The sequence below is a fragment of the Pseudoalteromonas sp. PSi26 genome (genome assembly GCF_054960575.1).
In genome coordinates, this window is the sequence record NZ_JBHNYT010000004.1 from 220,685 (window position 1) to 239,733 (window position 19,049).

Below are 19,049 nucleotides of genomic sequence, written 5' to 3' on the forward strand. Positions count from 1 at the left end.
TTATTAGGGTTATTTTGTAAATAAACCATAAAAAATGAATTTTTTTTCATTTTTACAGTTGAATTAGTTTTATGGCATCCCTATTTACTAGTCATCGAACGTATTAACGAATTTTGAAGTTGGAGAAGTTTCATGGGTAAAATTATCGGAATCGATTTAGGTACTACAAACTCTTGTGTTGCAGTACTTGATGGTGACAAAGCACGTGTTATTGAAAACGCGGAAGGCGATCGCACAACCCCGTCTATTATTGCTTACACGCAAGACGGTGAAACATTAGTAGGTCAATCTGCTAAGCGTCAAGCGGTTACTAACCCTACAAACACATTATTTGCAATTAAGCGTTTAATTGGTCGTCGTTTTGAAGACGAAGAAGTACAACGCGATATCGGTATTATGCCGTTTAAAATCATTAAAGCAGATAACGGCGATGCGTGGGTAGAAGCTGGCGGCGAAAAACGCGCTGCACCACAAATCTCTGCTGAAGTACTTAAAAAAATGAAAAAAACAGCTGAAGACTTCCTAGGTGAAGCGGTAACTGAAGCTGTAATCACAGTACCTGCATATTTTAATGATTCACAACGTCAAGCAACTAAAGATGCTGGTCGTATTGCTGGCCTTGAAGTTAAGCGTATCATCAATGAGCCAACTGCTGCTGCCCTTGCTTACGGCATGGACAAAAACAAAGGCGAAAACATTGTTGCTGTATACGATTTAGGTGGTGGTACGTTCGATTTATCAATTATTGAAATTGATGAAGTTGAAGGAGAGCACACATTTGAAGTACTAGCTACAAATGGTGATACTCACTTAGGTGGTGAAGATTTCGATAACCGCGTAATCAACTACTTAGTAGCAGAATTTAAGAAAGACCAAGGCTTAGATCTAAAAACGGATCCACTTGCAATGCAACGTGTTAAAGAAGCTGCAGAAAAAGCTAAAATTGAACTGTCATCTGCACAATCTACAGAAGTTAACCTTCCGTACGTAACTGCTGATGCAACAGGTCCTAAGCACATGAACGTGAAACTAACACGCGCTAAGCTTGAGTCACTTGTTGAAGATTTAGTAACTAAATCTTTAGAGCCGCTTAAACGTGCACTAGCTGATTCTGATTTATCAGTAAGCGACATCAACGACATTATCCTTGTTGGTGGCCAAACACGCATGCCTTTAGTACAAAAAACAGTTGCTGATTTCTTCGGTAAAGAGCCACGTAAAGATGTTAACCCTGATGAAGCTGTAGCTGTAGGCGCGGCAATTCAAGGTGGTGTACTAGCAGGTGATGTTAAAGACGTACTACTACTAGACGTTTCTCCGTTGTCTCTAGGTATTGAAACAATGGGTTCTGTAATGACAGCACTTATTGAGAAGAACACGACGATTCCTACTAAGAAATCGCAAACCTTCTCTACAGCTGAAGATAACCAATCTGCAGTAACCATTCATGTGTTACAAGGTGAGCGTAAACGTTCAAGCGACAACAAATCTCTAGGTCAATTTAACCTAGAAGGTATTCGCCCAGCACAACGTGGTACACCACAAATTGAAGTAACATTTGATGTTGATGCTGACGGTATATTACATGTATCTGCTAAAGATAAAGATACAGGTAAAGAGCAAAAAATCACGATTCAAGCGTCTTCAGGTTTAAGCGATGAAGAAGTTGAAAAAATGGTACGTGATGCAGAAGCGCACGCTGAAGAAGACAAAAAGTTTGAAGAGCTTGTAGCTGTTCGTAACCAAGCAGATGCAATGGTTCACGGTACACGTAAGCAAGTTGAAGAAGCGGGTGATGCACTACCAAGTGAAGATAAAGAAGCGATTGAAGCGGCAGTTGTAGACTTAGAAGCTGCAATTAAGAGCGACAACAAAGACGAAATTGAAGCTAAAACGCAAGCACTTGCTGAAAAGTCTCAAAAGTTAATGGAAATTGCTCAAGCTAAAGCACAGCAAGGTCAAGCAGACGCAGGTGAGCAACAACAATCAGCTAAGCAAGATGATGACGTTGTTGATGCAGAGTTTGAAGAAGTAAAAGACGACAAGTAATTGTTGCCGACGCTTCTAACTGACCAAAAACACTTAACTCGGTTAGGTGTTTAGGTTAGGATGAACAAATGAGGCGCGCGAGCAATAGCTTGTCGCGCCTTTTGCATGTATTTAAGGTTCATAATTCAATGATAAATCGATGAGATTTATCGGTTTATCCCGCAGCTTACGCTGCAAAATAGAAAGAGTAGTGTGATAGATATGTCAAAACGCGATTATTACGAAGTCCTCGGCGTAAGCAAAGATGCGAGTGAGCGAGACATAAAAAAAGCGTATAAACGCTTAGCGATGAAATATCATCCAGATCGTACCGCAGGCGATAAAGAGCTTGAGACCAAGTTCAAAGAAGTAAAAGAAGCGTACGAAATTCTAACTGACGATCAAAAACGCCAGATGTACGACCAATACGGTCACGCGGCCTTTGAACAAGGCGGTGGCGGTGGTCATGGCGGCTTTGGTGGCGGCCATGGCGATTTTGGTGACGTATTTGGCGATGTGTTTGGTGACATTTTTGGTGGCGGCGGTGGCCGACGTCAATCTCGTCAGCAACGCGGTTCTGATTTACGTTACAACATGGATCTAACGCTTGAAGAAGCGGTTCGTGGTAAAGAAGTTGAAATTAAAGTACCAACATGGGTAAGTTGTGACCCTTGTGATGGAAGCGGTGCAAAAGCGGGTTCTAAACCTAAAACATGTACGACCTGTCATGGTGCAGGCCAAGTGCAAATGCGCCAAGGTTTCTTTGCTGTTCAGCAAACATGTCCTACGTGTCAGGGGCAAGGTCAAATTATTTCAGACCCTTGTAACAAATGTCATGGGCAAGGGCGTGTAGAAAAAACTAAAACGTTGTCGGTGAAAATACCAGCGGGTGTTGATACGGGCGATCGTATTCGTTTATCGGGTGAGGGTGAAGCCGGAGTACATGGTGCCCCAGCGGGTGACTTATACGTACAAGTGTCTGTAAGAGAACACGATATATTTGTGCGTGAAGGTAACAATTTATATTGTGAAGTACCTATTAGTTTTACTACATCTGGTTTAGGCGGTGAAATTCAAGTACCCACACTGGATGGTCGTGCAAAACTTAAAATACCGTCAGAGACGCAAACGGGCAAAATGTTCCGTATGCGTGGCAAAGGCGTTAAGTCTGTACGAAGTGGCGCACAAGGTGATTTAATTTGTAAGGTAGTTATTGAAACACCCGTCAATCTTAACGAGCGTCAACGCGAGTTGCTTAAAGAGTTAGAAGAAAGCATGGGCACAGATAGCTCAAAAAACCGCCCTAAAGAGCAAGGCTTTTTTGATGGTGTTAAAAAGTTTTTTGATGACTTAACAAAGTAACAAGTGTGTTGTTTAAAAAAAACGGTGCTTTACAGCGCCGTTTTTTTTGCTTTAAATTTGCTAACACCTCTGAAAAAGTGAGAACGCAATGACACCAGCTATCGCACTGCTCGAAAAACAAAAAATAAAGTTCGAAATACTGAGCTATCAGCACAATGCAAACAATGGTCACTATGGTTTAGAGGCAGTTGAAAAACTCAATTTAAATAGTGAGCAAGTATTTAAAACACTTGTACTAGAAACACATGAAGGTGAATTAATCGTTGCCATCACCCCCGTATCTCAACAAGTTAATCTTAAACAACTTGCTAAAGTGGCAAAAACAAAAAAAATGGCCCTGGCCGCGCCTCAAAAAGTAAATGCAAGTACTGGTTATATACTTGGAGGTGTAAGCCCAATAGGACAAAAAAAACGTCTTAAAACATATATTCACAGCAGTGCTAGTGAGTTTGAAGTTATATATGTCAGTGCCGGTAAGCGTGGGTTGGAGTTAAAGTTAGCCATAGACGATATAGTTGGGTTAACAAAAGCAACGTTTGCTGTGTTCTAATAGTTTGTTGGTATTTAAGTGTCGATTACACTTTAGTATTTGCTGCTTTAGTTAATATTAACTACATTAAAAAGACGTTATGATTCAGGAAATTTCAATGTGGTATGAATTTTTCGGATATTAATATTATTTCGATACTGGTTGCTGCGCTTTCCTCGTTTACGTTAAGTAGTGTTTGGTATTCAAACTTATTATTTAGACAAGCTTGGCTTGAAAGTTGCGGCTTGACCGAGCTTGATTTGCAAAGTGCGAATAAAAAACGCGTATGTGTTGGCACGTTTTTATTTTCATTTTTGGCTGCATTTTTACTGTCGATATTTTTAGGTAACGAGTCGAGCTTGGGTTTGAGTGTAGGGACTGGTTTTGCTATTGGTTTATTTTGGGTGAGCAGCTCTTTGGGTTTAAGTTATCTTTATGAGCAGCGTCCAGTAAAACTTTTTTTGATAAACAGTGGTTACTATGTAAGTCAATTTTCCTTAATGGGATTAATTTTAGGCGGGTGGCCATAATTGATTTATAAACACAAAATTGTTTATCTTTTTACTTATTAAGGCATCAAATAATATGAAAATACTTGTTGTTGATGACATACCACTGATGCGACATGTATTAATTAATATGCTTAGAAATCTAAACTATCTTGATATTGTAGAAGCGACCGATGGTATTCAGGCGTTTACACTGTTAAAAAAGCAGTCTTTTGATTTGGTCATCACTGATTTATATATGCCCAAAATGGACGGTAAAGATTTACTAAATAGAATAAGAAATGACGAACAGCTTACCTCAACCCCTGTCTTAATGGTGACATGCGAAGATAATTCTAAAACTATAAAAAATGTAATCGCAGCTAAAGTATCTGGCATTATTGTTAAACCCTTTAGCCTTAAATGCCTCGCTGATCACTTAGATCATGTTTTAGCTACGGCCAATAAGTCATAACTGCGTGATTCAAATACCTTCTAGTCATTGCAGCTGTTTTAATTTACGGGCTACAAAATTAAACTTACCTTACTTAACCTTAAATAAATTGTCAGTTACGGAGGTGTTTTGGCACAACCAAACAAAAAAGGCCCTACAAAAACCGTTGATATTTTTTGCTCTTCATGCAAAACGCGGCTTTTTAAATACCGTAAAGGAGGCAAAGGAGCACTTGTTAAGTGTTTTAAAGAACGTATATCTCAAGACTTTACAAAAACCCCTTGTATTTGCCCAAGATGTGAGCGGGCTTTTGCAAGGCCCGCTTTAATTCGCGGTGCACCTGCCTACAAAATGATTGGTGGAAAAGTTACATTTAAATAGGCTAAAAACAAAAGCGGACATATGCCCTTGTTTGAATTTACTTTGTTGTTATGATCGCTCGGTTTTGCTGTTTCAATGAATGAAAATATACCCTCCCCATGGATTGGGCCAGTTTTTTGGGTTATTTAAAAAATGGATAAAGGATAGTTTCGTGATAGCACTCTTATTTGACATCATCGGTATGACAGGCACTTTTTTAGTTGTAGGGTCGTTTTTTTTACTTCAGTTAGGTAAAACAACACCAACCAGCCTGACATACAACATGATGAACTTAACAGGAGCGATTTTATTGTTAATTAGCCTCTGTTATAACTTTAATTTGGCAAGCTTTGTGATAGAAATATTTTGGATCGCAGCCTCATTAATTGGTTTATATAAGTACCTAAAAAATAGATCAGCATTAGCGACTAGTTAATTTTGATATGTTCGCCGTAGGCCTTTTGTTTACGGCGTTTCTTTAAATCCCCCTTTTTTATTCCTTAAATCTTTTCACTCTCACTAAACGCTCTAAATTTTTTACTTTATATTTATTGTTTTGGGTGATGTATATTCATTTGACAAGTCCTCACCATCTTATTTACTGTTACGTCTGTTAAAAGCTTTTGGCGCAGTAATGGTAAGCAATCTAAATAATATTAATCAAATACATTCTATTATGCGAAGCTTGTGGTTATGGCTTGGCCCCATTGTCATGCTGTTAACCTGTTTATTAGAGCCGCCAAGTGGCCTGTCTAATACAGCCTTTAAAACAGCCGGTTTAGCGTTTTGGATGGCCTCTTGGTGGGTAACTGAGGTTGTGCCTATTCCTGCGACTTCATTGTTACCGCTCGTCATAACGCCACTTGTAGGTATCGCCCCTATTAAAATTACGGCAGCACCTTATGCACACCCACTCATATTTTTATTTTTGGGTGGTTTTTTAATATCAATAGCTATGGAACGTTGGGGGCTACATAAACGAATTGCGTTAACCACTATGCTCTATGCGGGTAAAAAACCGAGCTTACAAATATTAGCGATGATGCTAGTAACAGCATTTTTATCTATGTGGATGTCAAACACAGCGACAACGGTGATGATGTTGCCTATCGCGTTATCAATTATTCATTTAGTAAGTAATTCTGATTCTATTGAAGATGAATTTGCAAAGGCATTACTGTTATCAATTGCCTATGGTGCCAGCATTGGTGGCATTGCTACGTTAATAGGAACACCGCCTAATGCCCTTATGGCAGCTTACCTATCTGAAAGTTACCAAATTGATATTGGCTTTGGGCAATGGATGATAGTAGGTGTACCTCTAGCAATTGTCATGTTGTTAGTATGTTGGGTATGGCTTACTAAATTCAGCTATAAAGTTGATAAAAATGCACAAGACATACCAGACAGTAAAGCCATGTTTGTTAATGAGCTAGCAGCACTTGGTTCGTTGCAACGCGCTGAAAAAGGAGTGCTTTCAGTATTTGCACTCGCAGCGCTATGTTGGGTTTTTAGACCGCTATTAGCTGACCTATCGGGTCTTGGCATTTCAGATACAGCTATTGCGATTGCAGCAGCCTTGGTGTTATTTGTTTTGCCAGCTAAAAAGGGCAGTGACGAGCGAATTTTAGATTGGGCGAGTGCGTCTAAAGTTCCTTGGGGTGTGTTATTACTTTTTGGTGGGGGCTTATCATTAGCATCACAAATTAAATCTTCTGGTTTAGCGCAATACATTGCACAAATGATAGAAGGTGCCAGTGCTATTCCGTTAGTTATGGGAATTCTAGTGGTTGTTGCGCTTATTATTTTTTTAACTGAAATAACGAGTAACACAGCGACGGCGGCGGGCTTTTTGCCGTTATTAGGCCCTGTTGCTGAAAGTGTTTTTGGTTCGCCTTTAGTGTGGGTTATTCCTGCTGCTATAGCATGCAGTTGTGCATTTATGATGCCTGTTGCAACACCACCAAATGCCATTGTGTTTGGCTCGGGAAAAATTAAAATTCGCGATATGATCAAAGCAGGTTTTGCACTTAATCTAGTCGCTATCGTGTTAATTACACTTGTAACAATAACACTCGCAAAAACAGTATTTAATTTTTAAAATGGAGTCGCTTAGTACCCCAAGCAACGCGACTATTAATCAGTAGGTATGTTGTTGTAATAGGTAAATTAGTGTTATTGCTCGAAAAACATAACAAGGTTATAGTCGACAATAACTTTAAAAATCGAGTAATCTATTTTGACAACAGACACAGCACAATCAGCTTCTTTATCAGCCCAGTTTAATAGTTTGCAAAATGCGTTTTTAGATAATCCTTATCCTTCTGTTCATTCTCGAATTGCCATTTTAAAAAAATTACGTTCGCGCATTGTAGAGCTAGAAGAAGAACTTATCAGTGCAGTATCTAAAGACTTTGGCTACCGGACTGCGTTTGATACCTTACTTGGTGATATTTTGCCTACCGTACAAGGGCTTTCTCACATTATAAAAAAGTTACCTAAATGGTCAAAGCCTAGTAAACGTTCTGTGGGGCTTAGCTTATGGCCATCTAAAGTGAGTGTTACCTATCAGCCAAAAGGCGTGGTAGGTGTTATCGCACCGTGGAATTACCCAATTCAGCTAGCGGTTGTACCAGTGATAACTGCAATCGCAGCAGGTAATAAAGTAATGTTAAAACTCAGCGAATTTACACCACATACTAATGCCGTATTAGAAACGCTTTTTGATGACAAAATGAGTCAGCATGTATGTGTGGTCCAAGGCGGCAGCGACGTTGCCAGCGAATTTTCGTCTCTTCCTTTTTCGCACTTATTATTTACCGGCTCTACTGGGGTTGGCAAATTAGTAATGAAAGCAGCCAGTAAAAACTTAACTCCCGTTACTTTAGAGCTTGGTGGCAAGTCACCAGTGATTATTACCGAGCAAGCTGATGTTACAAAAGCAGCACACGCACTGTTATTCGGGAAAATGGCAAATGCCGGGCAAATTTGTGTCGCGCCAGACTATGTATTTGTGCCTAAAACCTTAGAAAGCCAGCTTATTAAACAGTTATGTGAGCTTTATAAAAAGCATTTTAAGCAAGGTGTTGAAGGTAAAAATTTAACCTCTATTATTAGTGACTCACACTATGCGCGTCTAGCCGGATACTTAGTACAAGCACAAGAACTTGGGGCAAATGTTATTAAGCCACTTGAACAAAATCAACAAGATGCAGATAAACATCGTATGGGTCTGCATTTAGTAACGAACGTGACCGACGACATGCAACTTATGCAAGACGAATTATTTGGGCCTATATTGCCAATTAAGAGTTATAAGAAATTAGATGACGTTCTTGATTATATTAAACAGCATCCTAACCCACTTGCTCTTTATATTTTAGGCCAAGATAAAGAGGCGCAAGAGTACATTATTAAACAAACGCTTAGTGGGACCGTTGCGGTTAACGACACTTTAGTACAAGTCACTGCTGACGACGCGCCATTTGGTGGGGTGGGTCATTCAGGTATGGGGCACTATCACGGTAAGGAAGGGTTTTTAACGTTTAGTCACGCTAAAAATACACTCGTTTCTGGTTCTTTTAACCCGCGCATAGGGTTGTTACTTAAGCAAAGTAAACTACTAACCAGGTTGCTAAAGTGGTTATATATTAAGTAAAACAAGCCAAAAAAAGCTGATCTAAGTATGCGCAATGATACTAAGTTCAGCTTTACTTTTTTGCTTAACCTAATATAGACGTCCTTCACCTGCGTAGGTACCTGCAAGGATTTTAGTGTAAATTGCGTCAGCTTTTTCTTTTGCTTCTTCAATTTCTTTAGGTAGCATTGAACGCTCATCTAACTTTCGACTATGGCTTGCTTGCATGTTGCCATTGTATTCCGCAATTGTATTCCATATGTATGACTTCTCAAGATTTTTAGGCATTCCAAGTCCTTCAAAATACATAAGCGCTAAATTAAATTGCGCTAAAGAATAGTTATTCCCAGCGGCTTTTTCGTACCATGTTTTAGCAAGTTTGTAGTCGTGACTAACGCCATCACCATTTGAATACATCACGCCTAAGTTAAACTGTGCGGCAGGCATGTTTTTTTTGGCTGCTTTTTCGAATAGAGATAAAGCCATTTGTTTGTCTAACTTAACGCCTTTGCCTTCGTCGTATAATACCGCTAATGCAAACATTGAGTCTGCGTGATTCTTTTTTACGCCTTTTTTGTATAGATCGGCTGCTTTGTAATAATCGCGTGTAACGCCGTGGCCTTCTTCGTATAACTTAGCGAGCTCGTAAATGCCAGGTGCAAACCCTTTGTCGGCAAGGTATTCAAATTCTTTTAAAGCGAATTCAAAGCGACCTTCGTTTGCCGCAATAATACCTTCTTCAAGGGTCGCATTCGCAAAAGGGCTCGCAATTAAAGCACCCGTGAGTAATAACGTTTTTAAATTAAACTGTGACATAGCGATGTCTCCAAAAAGTAATCGTTTCACTGTGAGATAAATAAAACCATTTTATTTGCAACACTATTGCACTTGCAGCTAATTAAGGGCGTATAACGTTGCTATATTTTAGGTTTATTTTATTACTACAAACAAACTAGCGTGCATTTAAGTTTAGATAAACTCTGTTTGTGATTATAGCTCAAATCGGGGGCGTTTTTTCTAACACGTTCGATTTTATAAGCGTAAGATACAGATATAACAGAAAATTTAAAAGAAATAACTATGTCAAAGCATAACAGTCAAAAGTTGCTAATTATTAACTTTTGACTGTTATGCTATTGAAAGTAGCGAGTTCACGTTACGTAGGTTCATTATGTAAGTGCTTAGCTAAGTGAAGCGTTTATATTTGCAGAGGTGAAAATGTTAAAAACAATAAAAAATAAGTTGTCACATATAACTATTGCGTTAAGCGTACTGCTATTAGCGAGTTGTTCTGCGTCGTTTACATATAATAATTTAACTTGGTTATCGTCATTTTGGGTTGATGATTACGTTGATTTAAACAAACAACAGAACAAACAATTAAAAGAGATTATTAACACCACACAGCAATGGCACCGCGATACACAGTTGCCAGCATACAAGCAAGATATTGAAAATTTAAAGTCGCTGTTTAATCAAAATCTAAATCATGCTCAATTAAAAGAGCAGGTAGTATTTGCTAGGGCCCACTGGAAAAATCTTCTTGAGCATGCGCATTTTTCGCTTGCGCAATTAGGATATACGCTCTCTAGAGATCAGCGCGATGAATTTATACAAAATATTCAAGATCAAATTAACGATGATCGTGAGCAATATAACAAACAATCTAGTAAAGAGCGCAAAACTAAACGCCTAGAAAACCAGTTAGACTACTACTCAGATTGGCTGGGTAAGCTCACTGACCAGCAAAAGCAACTTATTACAGACGCAAATAACAAGCATACGGAGTCAGGTGGGCTGTGGCTTGATTACAAACAAACTCGATTAGATGCAGCAAAATCAATAATGGTTGATGAAACACTCTCTGAAGATGAGTTTGTAACTAAATTAAGCTATGTAATAAAAGAGCGTGAAGCCTTTATGAGCGAAGAGCAATTAGCCATAAATGCCAGCAACCTTGATTTATATGTTAATTTATTAATCGAACTAGCCCCGACATTGAATAACAAACAGCGCGAAAGTGTTAATGATGAATTTGACAGCCTAATTGAAACCCTTAACGATTTAATGGAACCGTAAAATTTAAACCTTTACATTGAGTACTAAAATTTCATTTATATAATATAAATATGATCTTACTGAGTAGAACCAACGTAGGTTAAACGTTTTTAAAATTAGTCAGTTATTTGCAGCTAAATTTTATAAGCTACGAAAATACATAAATAAAGGATTCTAACGGCACTTATATGGTAACTGATTTAAAAAGCATGCTTGCAACGTGGCACCCTTTACGAGACGAACAGCAATGGGTTTTGGCTACATTGTATAAAATTGAAGGCTCGAGCTACCGTAAGCTAGGCGCCATGATGCTTATTTCTAGCTTAGGGCAGCGATTGGGTATGCTCTCCGGTGGGTGCTTAGAGGCAGATATTCAGCGCCACGCCAAACAAGTAATGACCTCCCTTACGTCAAAAACGATTACCTATGATGCCACCGATGAAGATGACTTAACTTTTCAGTTAGGTATTGGCTGTGGTGGTGTTGTCCATATTGTTTTACAGCCAGTTAATAGCGCCAATGAATACCTAAATCTCGATTTTGTTTTTAATGCCCTCAAAGAAAAAGTGTCAGGTTATTATTTACAACCAGTGCAACCTCTTTGTGCGTTGGGGCAGGGCGTTTTTTCAAAACGTAATGTTTCTGATGGTCTTTCTGTTAATCGTAAAGCACAAATCATTGAAAAAAATAATCAACAGTGGCTTCAAGTTGCCGTATACCCAGCCCCACATATTTTAATTGTGGGTGGCGGTGCCGACGCTGTTGCCGTTTATTCTATGGCTAAGCAGCTGGGTTGGGTTGTGACTGTATGGGATCCCCGCGCGGCTAATGCTAAAAGGCAATATTTTCAGCAGGCAGATGCTATTTTACGTTGTCCGCCTCAAGAGCTAACCCAATATTGCGAAAAGCAAAAGGTGGATGCCAGCATATTAATGGCCCACAGTGTTGAGCTGGATGCAAATGCACTATATGCGTTGAACCAGTCTAATTTAAAATATATGGGGCTGCTGGGTCCTAAGCACCGACGAGCACAAGTTTTTGAGCAAGCTAATATAGCTATACAAGAGGTTAAAGCGCCTGTTTTTGGGCCTGTAGGGCTTAACTTAGGTGGCGACTCGCCAGAAAGTATTGCATTGTCACTCATTAGTGAAATACACGCCGTGCTTTCTAATAAAGATGCTACATCCCTAAGCAATTGGGGTCAGTGAAGTATGCGCATAGCAAAAGTGTTGTTAGCCGCAGGACAGTCGTCTCGTTTTGATGGATGCAAATTAATAGCGAATGTGGGCAATAATAAAACTATGATCGCTCGTGCAGTTGACGTTTTACAACAGTTAGACGCGGGTGCCGTTTATGTTGTTTCAGGTGCATGGCATAACGAAATTACTCAAGCGCTTAAGCACTACAATAGTGTCGAAATTATCTGTAATTTAGATTGGCAGCAAGGGTTAGGTAAATCAATCGCGCTTGCAGCTAATCAGTTAAGGCATAGTGACGGTTGGGATGGCATTTTATTTATGCTAGCCGATCAGGTTGAATTGGAGGCGTGCGATATTCAGCAGTTAGTCACTCGTTTTCAGAATAACCCCACTCGATGGTGTGCTAACTATGGAGAACGATTAGGTGTGCCGGCAATTTTTCCTCATGATGATTTTGATTTACTCACCACTTTGTCGAATGACAAAGGCGCTCAACATCTACTGCGTGAATCCGGCGGTATCGTAAACTGCGTTTTACTAAATAAGGCAAGCGCAGACATAGATACCGTTGAGCAGTTAAATTGTTATACCGCTAAACAGGTGCTAAGTTAAATAATTTAAACTTTAAGCAATCAATCTATCGCAAGCAGGGGTTCAGCTTAAATAAAAAAACAAACTAAACTTTAATTGAACATGTTTGTATGAATGCATACTGCGCAGCGCATAAAGTTGCGCACACTACTTAAGAGCAATGTCGAGGGTCAAGTTGCTTTAATTTTAATGGTATTACCAACTGCTCAGCACAAATCGCAGTGCAGTTGATTGAAAGCTAATTCAAGGGGCGGGTTATGGTAACGTTTACAATTAATGGCAAAGTGATTGAATCACAAGCAAGTGAAGATACACCACTGCTATGGGTTATTCGTGATGAAGTAGGGTTAAAGGGCACTAAGTTTGGTTGTGGCATAGCAATGTGTGGTGCGTGTACCGTGCATTTAGATGGACAGGCTACACGTTCATGTGTATTACCCGTAGGGGCTGTGGCTGGTAAAAACATTACCACTATTGAAGGTCTCAATAACGAACACCCGCTTCAAAAAGCATGGGTTGAAGAGCAAGTACCGCAATGTGGTTATTGTCAATCAGGGCAGATTATGCAAGCGGCAACATTACTTGCAGACAATCCGTCGCCAACAGATGAAGAAATTGTCAATCATATGAATGGTAACTACTGCCGCTGTATGGCATACAAACGTATAAAATCGGCAATACAACGTGCGGCCAATGAGTCACAAAGTGCAGTACAAATGTTTAACCCAAATGAGCAAGACGTTTAATTGGAGCGCATAATGAAAAAACTATTTCAAAAAAACAGCGAAACCGTCAACTTAAATCGTCGTTCATTTATGATTGGCAGTGCTAGTGCGGGCTTGGTAATGGCATTTGCGCCTGCGTTACTTTCAGGTTCTTTAAGCGCAAAAGAATCAATTTCACAACAGGCGTTTTCACCCACTATTTGGTGGACAATGGATACCAAAGGTGGGGTAGAGGTTAGCATTGCAAAAGCTGAAATGGGCCAACACATTGGTACTGCTTTAGCACGAATAGTGGCCGACGAGTTAGAGTGTGATTGGGATAAAGTATCAATTACTTACGTAGATACCCATGAGAAATGGGGATATATGGTTACAGGTGGTTCGTGGTCAGTATTTCAAAGTTTTAAACCGCTATCGCAAGCGGGTGCTGCGGGTCGCTTAGCCCTTATTGATGCAGGGGCTAAAATGCTAGGGGTTAAACCAGAGCAATGTATTGCACAAAAAGGGCAAATTATTGCTGGTGGTCAATCGGTAAGTTACGCTGATATTGTACAAAAAGGTGAATTTAATCTTACCTTTACAAGTGAAGAAGTTGCAAAGCTTCCTTTAAAACCAGCTAATAAACGTCATTTAACCGGCTTAAATCAAGATTTTAAAGCATTAGATATACCCGCTAAAACAAACGGAACTGCAGTGTATGGCATTGATGTTGAAATAGAAGGTATGGTGTATGCGCGTCCGGTTATTCCTCCAACACGTTACGGCAGTAAAGTAACAAGCGTTGATGACAGTGGCGCAAAAGCAATTAAAGGTTATCGCGGTTTTGAAATATTAAACGATCCTAGTAATACCGTTGAGGGATGGGTTGTTGTACTGGCTGATAATTATCACAGTGCTATTAAAGCGGTTGATGCGTTAAATGTAAGCTACCAAGTAGGCAAAACTGCCAACGTTTCCGAGGCAGATATTCAGGCGCAGGGTAAAAAATTATGTGACGATAGTTCATCAGGTACTTTATTTGTGGATGAAGGCAATACGCCTCAGGTTTTGGCCGATGCAAAAAACACATTTGATGCAACTTACACCACGGCGACAGCAAGTCACTACCAATTAGAGCCACTTAACGCCATAGCTGAATTTAAAAACGGTAACTGGATTGTACATACGGGTAACCAATGGCAATCACTCACGTTACCTGCTTTAGCCAAAGCCCTTGATATAGAGCAAAATAAAGTCATTATTCGTCCTTACTATTTGGGTGGTGGCTTTGGACGTCGTTTATTTGGTGATTGGACGGTCCCTGTTGTATTAACGGCAAAAGCAATAGGTAAACCGGTTAAGCTTGTATTTACCCGTGAAGATGACAGTTTATTTGATCAGTCTCGCTCAGCGTCTACGGCTAAACTAACCGCTTCGTTCGGTGAAAAGGGAGAGCTTAGCGCATTAGAGCATGCGTTTGCTGCAGGCTGGCCAACCAAAGCAATGGCGCCAGGCTTTTTGGCTCCTGGTGTTGATGGTAATGGTAAATTTGATTCGTTTTCTGCCTCAGGTGCTGATCACTGGTATAGCATGAGTAACCATCGTGCTCGTGCTATCAATAACGAGTTAGCACAAAGCACTTTTACGCCGGGTTGGTTACGTTCAGTTGGACCGGGTTGGATTGTATGGAGCCTTGAGTCTTTTATAGATGAAATAGCGCACAAGCAAGGTATTGATCCGGTTAAGTTTCGTTTATCAATGCTTGACGGTAAAGGAAAACAAGCGGGTAAAGCACCTGAGAGTGTGGGTGGCGCGCGCCGTTTACATGATGTACTTAAAAAAGTGTCAGACAAAGTTAGCTCAATAAAGCTTAACGAAAACGAGGGCATTGGTTTTTCGGTTAGTTCAGGGCAAGAGCGCCATATGCCGGCATGGATTGGCACCGCAGCCCATGTTCACGTTAACAAAAGCGATGGCAAAATCACCCTTAAAAAGTTATACGCTGTTGTTGACGCAGGTTTAATTGTACATCCTGATGGTGCGATGGCTCAATTAGAAGGGTCATTATTATGGGGAGCGAGTATGGCCTTACATGAGTCTAACTCTTATAAAAATGGCCAAGTAGCTGCTACAAACTTTAATACTTACCTTCCACTGAGAATGCAAGATGTACCCGAAATGGACATTGAGTTTGTGCAAAGTGATGAGTTTCCGGTAGGGTTAGGGGAGCCAGGTGTTATTGGCGTTGCGCCAGCAATTGGCAATGCCATATACAATGCAGTAGGTGTACGTTTACGTGACTTACCAATGAAACCAAGTGCAGTTGTAAAAGGTTTAAAAGCCTAAATAAACACCAAAAGCGTGTAAACCTTAAATTTACACGCTTTTGTAGTGCAAGTTATTAGGCTCATATTAGATTAAATACATAAGGCCTTTATTTTATATTAATAAAGCCAAAATCCTTGTGTTAACCTACAACCATAATAAAAGCATAACCTGTAATACTCACAGGCCCAGTCAAACAAAGTAAAGTGAAGGTTTTTTATGCTCATCGACCCAGCAGGGCGAAAATTTAGTTACTTACGTTTATCGATTACCGATGTGTGTAATTTTAAATGTGTTTATTGTTTACCCGATGGCTACCAATGTGACCATGACAGAGAATTCCTTTCACTGAATGAAATCAGTAATACTATTAGTGCTTTTGCGCATCATGGTATTACCAAGCTACGTATTACTGGCGGTGAACCCACCCTTAGAAAAGATTTCATAGATGTTATTCGTGTGGCTAAAGATACACCGGGCATTACAAAAATAGCTGCTACAACAAACGGTTTTTCAATGCATAAGCACATTAACAATTGGGTAGATGCAGGGCTTAATGCGATTAATGTGAGTATTGATACACTTGATCCAAGAATGTTTAATACTATTACCGGTCACGATAAATTTAATACCGTGATGAAAGGCATAGACGCCGCGTTAGAAAGCGGTATTGAATCGGTAAAAATAAACAGCGTGTTAATGAAGCAATATAATGGTCAAGAGCTCGACACATTTTTAGCGTATTTAAAGCATCGTCCAGTCACTATGCGCTTTATTGAACTAATGCAGACTAACGATAATAAGGCATTTTTTGATAAAAATCACGTATCGGGCCAGTCAATTAAAGTACGATTACGTGCAGCAGGGTGGCAACCTGTCATTAGAAGCATTACAGACGGTCCTGCTCAGGAGTTTTACCATCCTGATTACCAAGGGCGTATCGGCTTAATAATGCCTTACAGCAACGACTTTTGTAACACATGTAACAGGCTGAGAGTGTCTTCTTTGGGTAAATTACACCTTTGTTTGTTTTCAGAGCAAGGTATTTCATTACGAGAGTACATGAGTGAAAACTCAAACCAAGCACTTATAAACCAGCTATCTCGCTATATTAAAACTAAAAAACCAACTCATTTACTACATCAAGGCGAAACAGGTGTAACAACTAACCTTTCAATGCTGGGTGGTTAGCGGTTAAAAATGTCACAATGTGGTGTAATAACGCTCGGTTACACTTGTTATATATTTATTACAGGGTAGAATAATCCCTTAGTTCGACGTTATTGAGTTAATTGAATGGATATCACCGCTCTAAATAGTACTAAAGCATTAAGAAAGCACGTTCTTATATGGATGTGTTTGTTTTTTGGTTCTGTGTCATTATTTTTTAGCGCATTAAACGTATTCAGTGGTGTCTATTTGCTCGGCTTTTTAGAGCTCTGTTTTTCAATTTATTGCTTGTATACCATTCATCATTTAAGTAAGCATGCATTGCGGTTTTGGCAGTCTGTTGTAATGTGTGTATTGGTTTGTATTATAGTTTTGTACGCCAATTATATATCAGAACCTAAATATGGCTTATTTGTATGGTCATTCGCTTTGCCTGTATTGTGTTACTTATTAATGGGAAAGCGATACGGAATTTTCTTCTCAGGTACTGTCCTCTTTATTCAATCACTGATTTTATTAAGTAAATCTTCGCCTGATCCTATAGTAAATTTAAATATGGCGATTAACTTACTATTGGCCTATGTCAGTATTTGGACTGTTTCGCATATTTTTGAGGGAAGCCGCGCGCTTTCATCTAAACGTTTAAAAAACCTAGCACTACTTGATCCATTAACTGGCGCAGGTAACCGGTTATCAATGAACCACTATTTTGAAGTAGAGCTGGTTGATAAAACAAATACCTATTTATTTTTACTCGACTTAGATTACTTCAAACAAATAAATGACAAATTTGGCCACGATGTAGGCGATAAAGTACTTACTGAAATTGCAACGCTTTTAAGAATAACCTTAGCAAAGGGGTACGTGTTTAGGGTTGGCGGTGAGGAGTTTGCCGTTATTCATTCTTTTGATAGCAAAGACGAAGCCTTATTTGCAGCTGAAAAACTAAGAGAAACCGTTGAAAAAACACCGTTTAATATTGAGGGTCATGCAATTAAACTTACTATCAGTATTGGTGTAGCGGACTATCAAGCTAACCCCTCGCTTGAATCTATCTTTATTGCAGCTGATAAACAACTTTACAAAGCAAAACGCTTAGGTAGAAATAAAGTATATGCAAGTTCAAAAGAGCAAGTAAAGCCAATAGAAGTGCCTGCCTAATACATTTGCTCAAAGTTTGGGATACCGCGTTCCCAAATTGGTTTATCCTTTCCTAAATATTCGCGCACTGCATCAAAAAATAACCGTGTACGTACAGGTAAATCTCTGTGCGGATAAACAGCATACATAGCACTGTAATCCATTAGCTTAACATCCGTTAATATAGGAATTAATTTACCCTCAGTAATTTCGTCAGCGATTATAAATGCCGGTGCTACAAAATAAGCAGTGCCAGATATGGCCTTCATTAGCAGTGCTTCAGCGTCGTTGGCACGATATACACTTTTTATTTTTTGCTCACATGGCTCACCAGAGCTATTGTAATAATCCACTGTTTCAACTCTCATAGAGTTGCTCGCATAACTTGCCGCAGGCAAATCTGCTAGTTCTTCCATGGAGGATGGCATACCATACGTGCTGATAAACTCGGGGGCGGCAACAATTAATAAGCGATTACGTGCAATTTTACGGGCAATAAGGGATGAATCCTTTGGCTCACCAATACGAAATGCTAAATCGAACCCTTCAGATACAATATCTACTAATCTGTCATCAAGCCTTAATTCAACTTCAACCTGAGGAAAGCGCTTTTGAAAGTCATTGAGTACAGGTTGTAAGTAGCGCCTACCAATGAGTGTTGATGAAGTAATTTTGAGGACGCCACGAGGCTCTAAGTGGTAGTTTTCGGCCATGCGCACGGTTTCGCCAAGCAGCTCTCTGAGCTCACCGGCTTTTTTTATCATTTCTGCACCTGCGGCAGTGAGTGAAAATGAGCGAGTAGTGCGGTTTAGCAATCTTACCCCTAGCTCATCTTCTAAACGACTAATTTGTTTAGAGATCACAGAGCGATCGATATTACGTAATTCGGCAGCTTTAGCAAAAGAGCCTTGCTCAACCACTTCAAGCAACATTAAAAGCCGACTTGTCGTATCCATAAAACCACCAAAATAATACTATTGATGCCATTTTGGCATTAATGAATT

The 19,049-nt window shown here is 39.6% G+C and carries 18 protein-coding genes; 16 read left to right on the forward strand and 2 right to left on the reverse strand.

The features are described 5' to 3' along the window. Nucleotides 1-132: 132 nt before the first annotated feature. The 9 genes from dnaK (at nucleotide 133) to ACFI34_RS06335 (ending at nucleotide 8,879) form a co-directional block, all read left to right on the forward strand. Entirely contained in the window at nucleotides 133-2,049 is a 1,917-nt protein-coding gene (gene dnaK / locus ACFI34_RS06295) for a molecular chaperone DnaK (protein ID WP_462672833.1), read from the forward strand. A gap of 201 nt (nucleotides 2,050-2,250) precedes the next feature. Next, on the forward strand, nucleotides 2,251-3,390 hold the full coding sequence (dnaJ, locus tag ACFI34_RS06300) for a molecular chaperone DnaJ (protein WP_462672877.1): 1,140 nt from the start codon (nucleotides 2,251-2,253) through the stop codon (nucleotides 3,388-3,390). An 88-nt stretch (nucleotides 3,391-3,478) separates the two neighbouring features. Next, nucleotides 3,479-3,940 carry a Cys-tRNA(Pro) deacylase gene (gene ybaK, locus ACFI34_RS06305; protein ID WP_462672834.1) on the forward strand — a complete coding sequence of 154 codons (462 nt, stop codon included), beginning with the start codon at nucleotides 3,479-3,481 and terminating at the stop codon, nucleotides 3,938-3,940. A 104-nt stretch (nucleotides 3,941-4,044) separates the two neighbouring features. After that, complete coding sequence (locus tag ACFI34_RS06310; RefSeq protein ID WP_462672835.1) at nucleotides 4,045-4,449, forward strand: DUF1761 domain-containing protein; 405 nt, start codon at nucleotides 4,045-4,047, stop codon at nucleotides 4,447-4,449. Between the two features lie 55 nt (nucleotides 4,450-4,504). Then, nucleotides 4,505-4,882, forward strand: coding sequence for a response regulator (locus ACFI34_RS06315; RefSeq protein WP_462672836.1), 378 nt, complete (start codon nucleotides 4,505-4,507; stop codon nucleotides 4,880-4,882). Between the two features lie 108 nt (nucleotides 4,883-4,990). After that, entirely contained in the window at nucleotides 4,991-5,242 is a 252-nt protein-coding gene (locus tag ACFI34_RS06320; RefSeq protein ID WP_462672837.1) for a hypothetical protein, read from the forward strand. A gap of 151 nt (nucleotides 5,243-5,393) precedes the next feature. Beyond that, a complete protein-coding gene (locus tag ACFI34_RS06325; RefSeq protein ID WP_058404086.1) occupies nucleotides 5,394-5,657 on the forward strand; it encodes a CBU_0592 family membrane protein in 264 nt (87 codons plus the stop codon). A gap of 198 nt (nucleotides 5,658-5,855) precedes the next feature. Beyond that, on the forward strand, nucleotides 5,856-7,322 hold the full coding sequence (locus ACFI34_RS06330; RefSeq protein ID WP_462672838.1) for an SLC13 family permease: 1,467 nt from the start codon (nucleotides 5,856-5,858) through the stop codon (nucleotides 7,320-7,322). A 138-nt stretch (nucleotides 7,323-7,460) separates the two neighbouring features. Continuing rightward, the gene (locus tag ACFI34_RS06335) at nucleotides 7,461-8,879 is read left to right on the forward strand and encodes a coniferyl aldehyde dehydrogenase (RefSeq protein WP_462672839.1); all 1,419 of its coding nucleotides are present in this window, start codon (nucleotides 7,461-7,463) and stop codon (nucleotides 8,877-8,879) included. A 69-nt stretch (nucleotides 8,880-8,948) separates the two neighbouring features. On the opposite strand, the gene ACFI34_RS06340 is transcribed toward ACFI34_RS06335, so the two are convergent. Beyond that, complete coding sequence (locus ACFI34_RS06340) at nucleotides 8,949-9,674, reverse strand: tetratricopeptide repeat protein (RefSeq protein ID WP_462672840.1); 726 nt, start codon at nucleotides 9,672-9,674, stop codon at nucleotides 8,949-8,951. 402 nt (nucleotides 9,675-10,076) lie between these two features. Here ACFI34_RS06340 and ACFI34_RS06345 point away from each other — a divergent pair, with 402 nt between their 5' ends. The 7 genes from ACFI34_RS06345 (at nucleotide 10,077) to ACFI34_RS06375 (ending at nucleotide 18,066) form a co-directional block, all read left to right on the forward strand. Then, nucleotides 10,077-10,937 carry a DUF6279 family lipoprotein gene (locus ACFI34_RS06345; protein ID WP_462672841.1) on the forward strand — a complete coding sequence of 287 codons (861 nt, stop codon included), beginning with the start codon at nucleotides 10,077-10,079 and terminating at the stop codon, nucleotides 10,935-10,937. A gap of 167 nt (nucleotides 10,938-11,104) precedes the next feature. Further along, nucleotides 11,105-12,124, forward strand: a complete 1,020-nt coding sequence (locus ACFI34_RS06350) for an XdhC family protein (protein ID WP_462672842.1) — start codon at nucleotides 11,105-11,107, stop codon at nucleotides 12,122-12,124. Nucleotides 12,125-12,127: 3 nt separating this feature from the next. Continuing rightward, the gene (locus ACFI34_RS06355) at nucleotides 12,128-12,727 is read left to right on the forward strand and encodes a nucleotidyltransferase family protein (protein WP_462672843.1); all 600 of its coding nucleotides are present in this window, start codon (nucleotides 12,128-12,130) and stop codon (nucleotides 12,725-12,727) included. A 236-nt stretch (nucleotides 12,728-12,963) separates the two neighbouring features. Then, nucleotides 12,964-13,452: a (2Fe-2S)-binding protein gene (locus tag ACFI34_RS06360; RefSeq protein ID WP_462672844.1), complete on the forward strand. Its 489-nt coding sequence runs from the start codon at nucleotides 12,964-12,966 to the stop codon at nucleotides 13,450-13,452. Nucleotides 13,453-13,464: 12 nt separating this feature from the next. After that, nucleotides 13,465-15,756 carry a xanthine dehydrogenase family protein molybdopterin-binding subunit gene (locus ACFI34_RS06365; protein WP_462672845.1) on the forward strand — a complete coding sequence of 764 codons (2,292 nt, stop codon included), beginning with the start codon at nucleotides 13,465-13,467 and terminating at the stop codon, nucleotides 15,754-15,756. A gap of 198 nt (nucleotides 15,757-15,954) precedes the next feature. Further along, nucleotides 15,955-16,926, forward strand: coding sequence for a GTP 3',8-cyclase MoaA (moaA, locus tag ACFI34_RS06370; protein ID WP_462672846.1), 972 nt, complete (start codon nucleotides 15,955-15,957; stop codon nucleotides 16,924-16,926). Nucleotides 16,927-17,031: 105 nt separating this feature from the next. Continuing rightward, complete coding sequence (locus ACFI34_RS06375) at nucleotides 17,032-18,066, forward strand: GGDEF domain-containing protein (protein ID WP_462672847.1); 1,035 nt, start codon at nucleotides 17,032-17,034, stop codon at nucleotides 18,064-18,066. Here the strand turns inward: ACFI34_RS06375 and ACFI34_RS06380 are convergent. Further along, nucleotides 18,063-19,001 (reverse strand): LysR family transcriptional regulator, encoded by a 939-nt coding sequence (locus tag ACFI34_RS06380; protein ID WP_462672848.1) that lies wholly within the window; start codon nucleotides 18,999-19,001, stop codon nucleotides 18,063-18,065. The genes ACFI34_RS06375 and ACFI34_RS06380 overlap by 4 nt on opposite strands. Nucleotides 19,002-19,049: the final 48 nt, after the last annotated feature.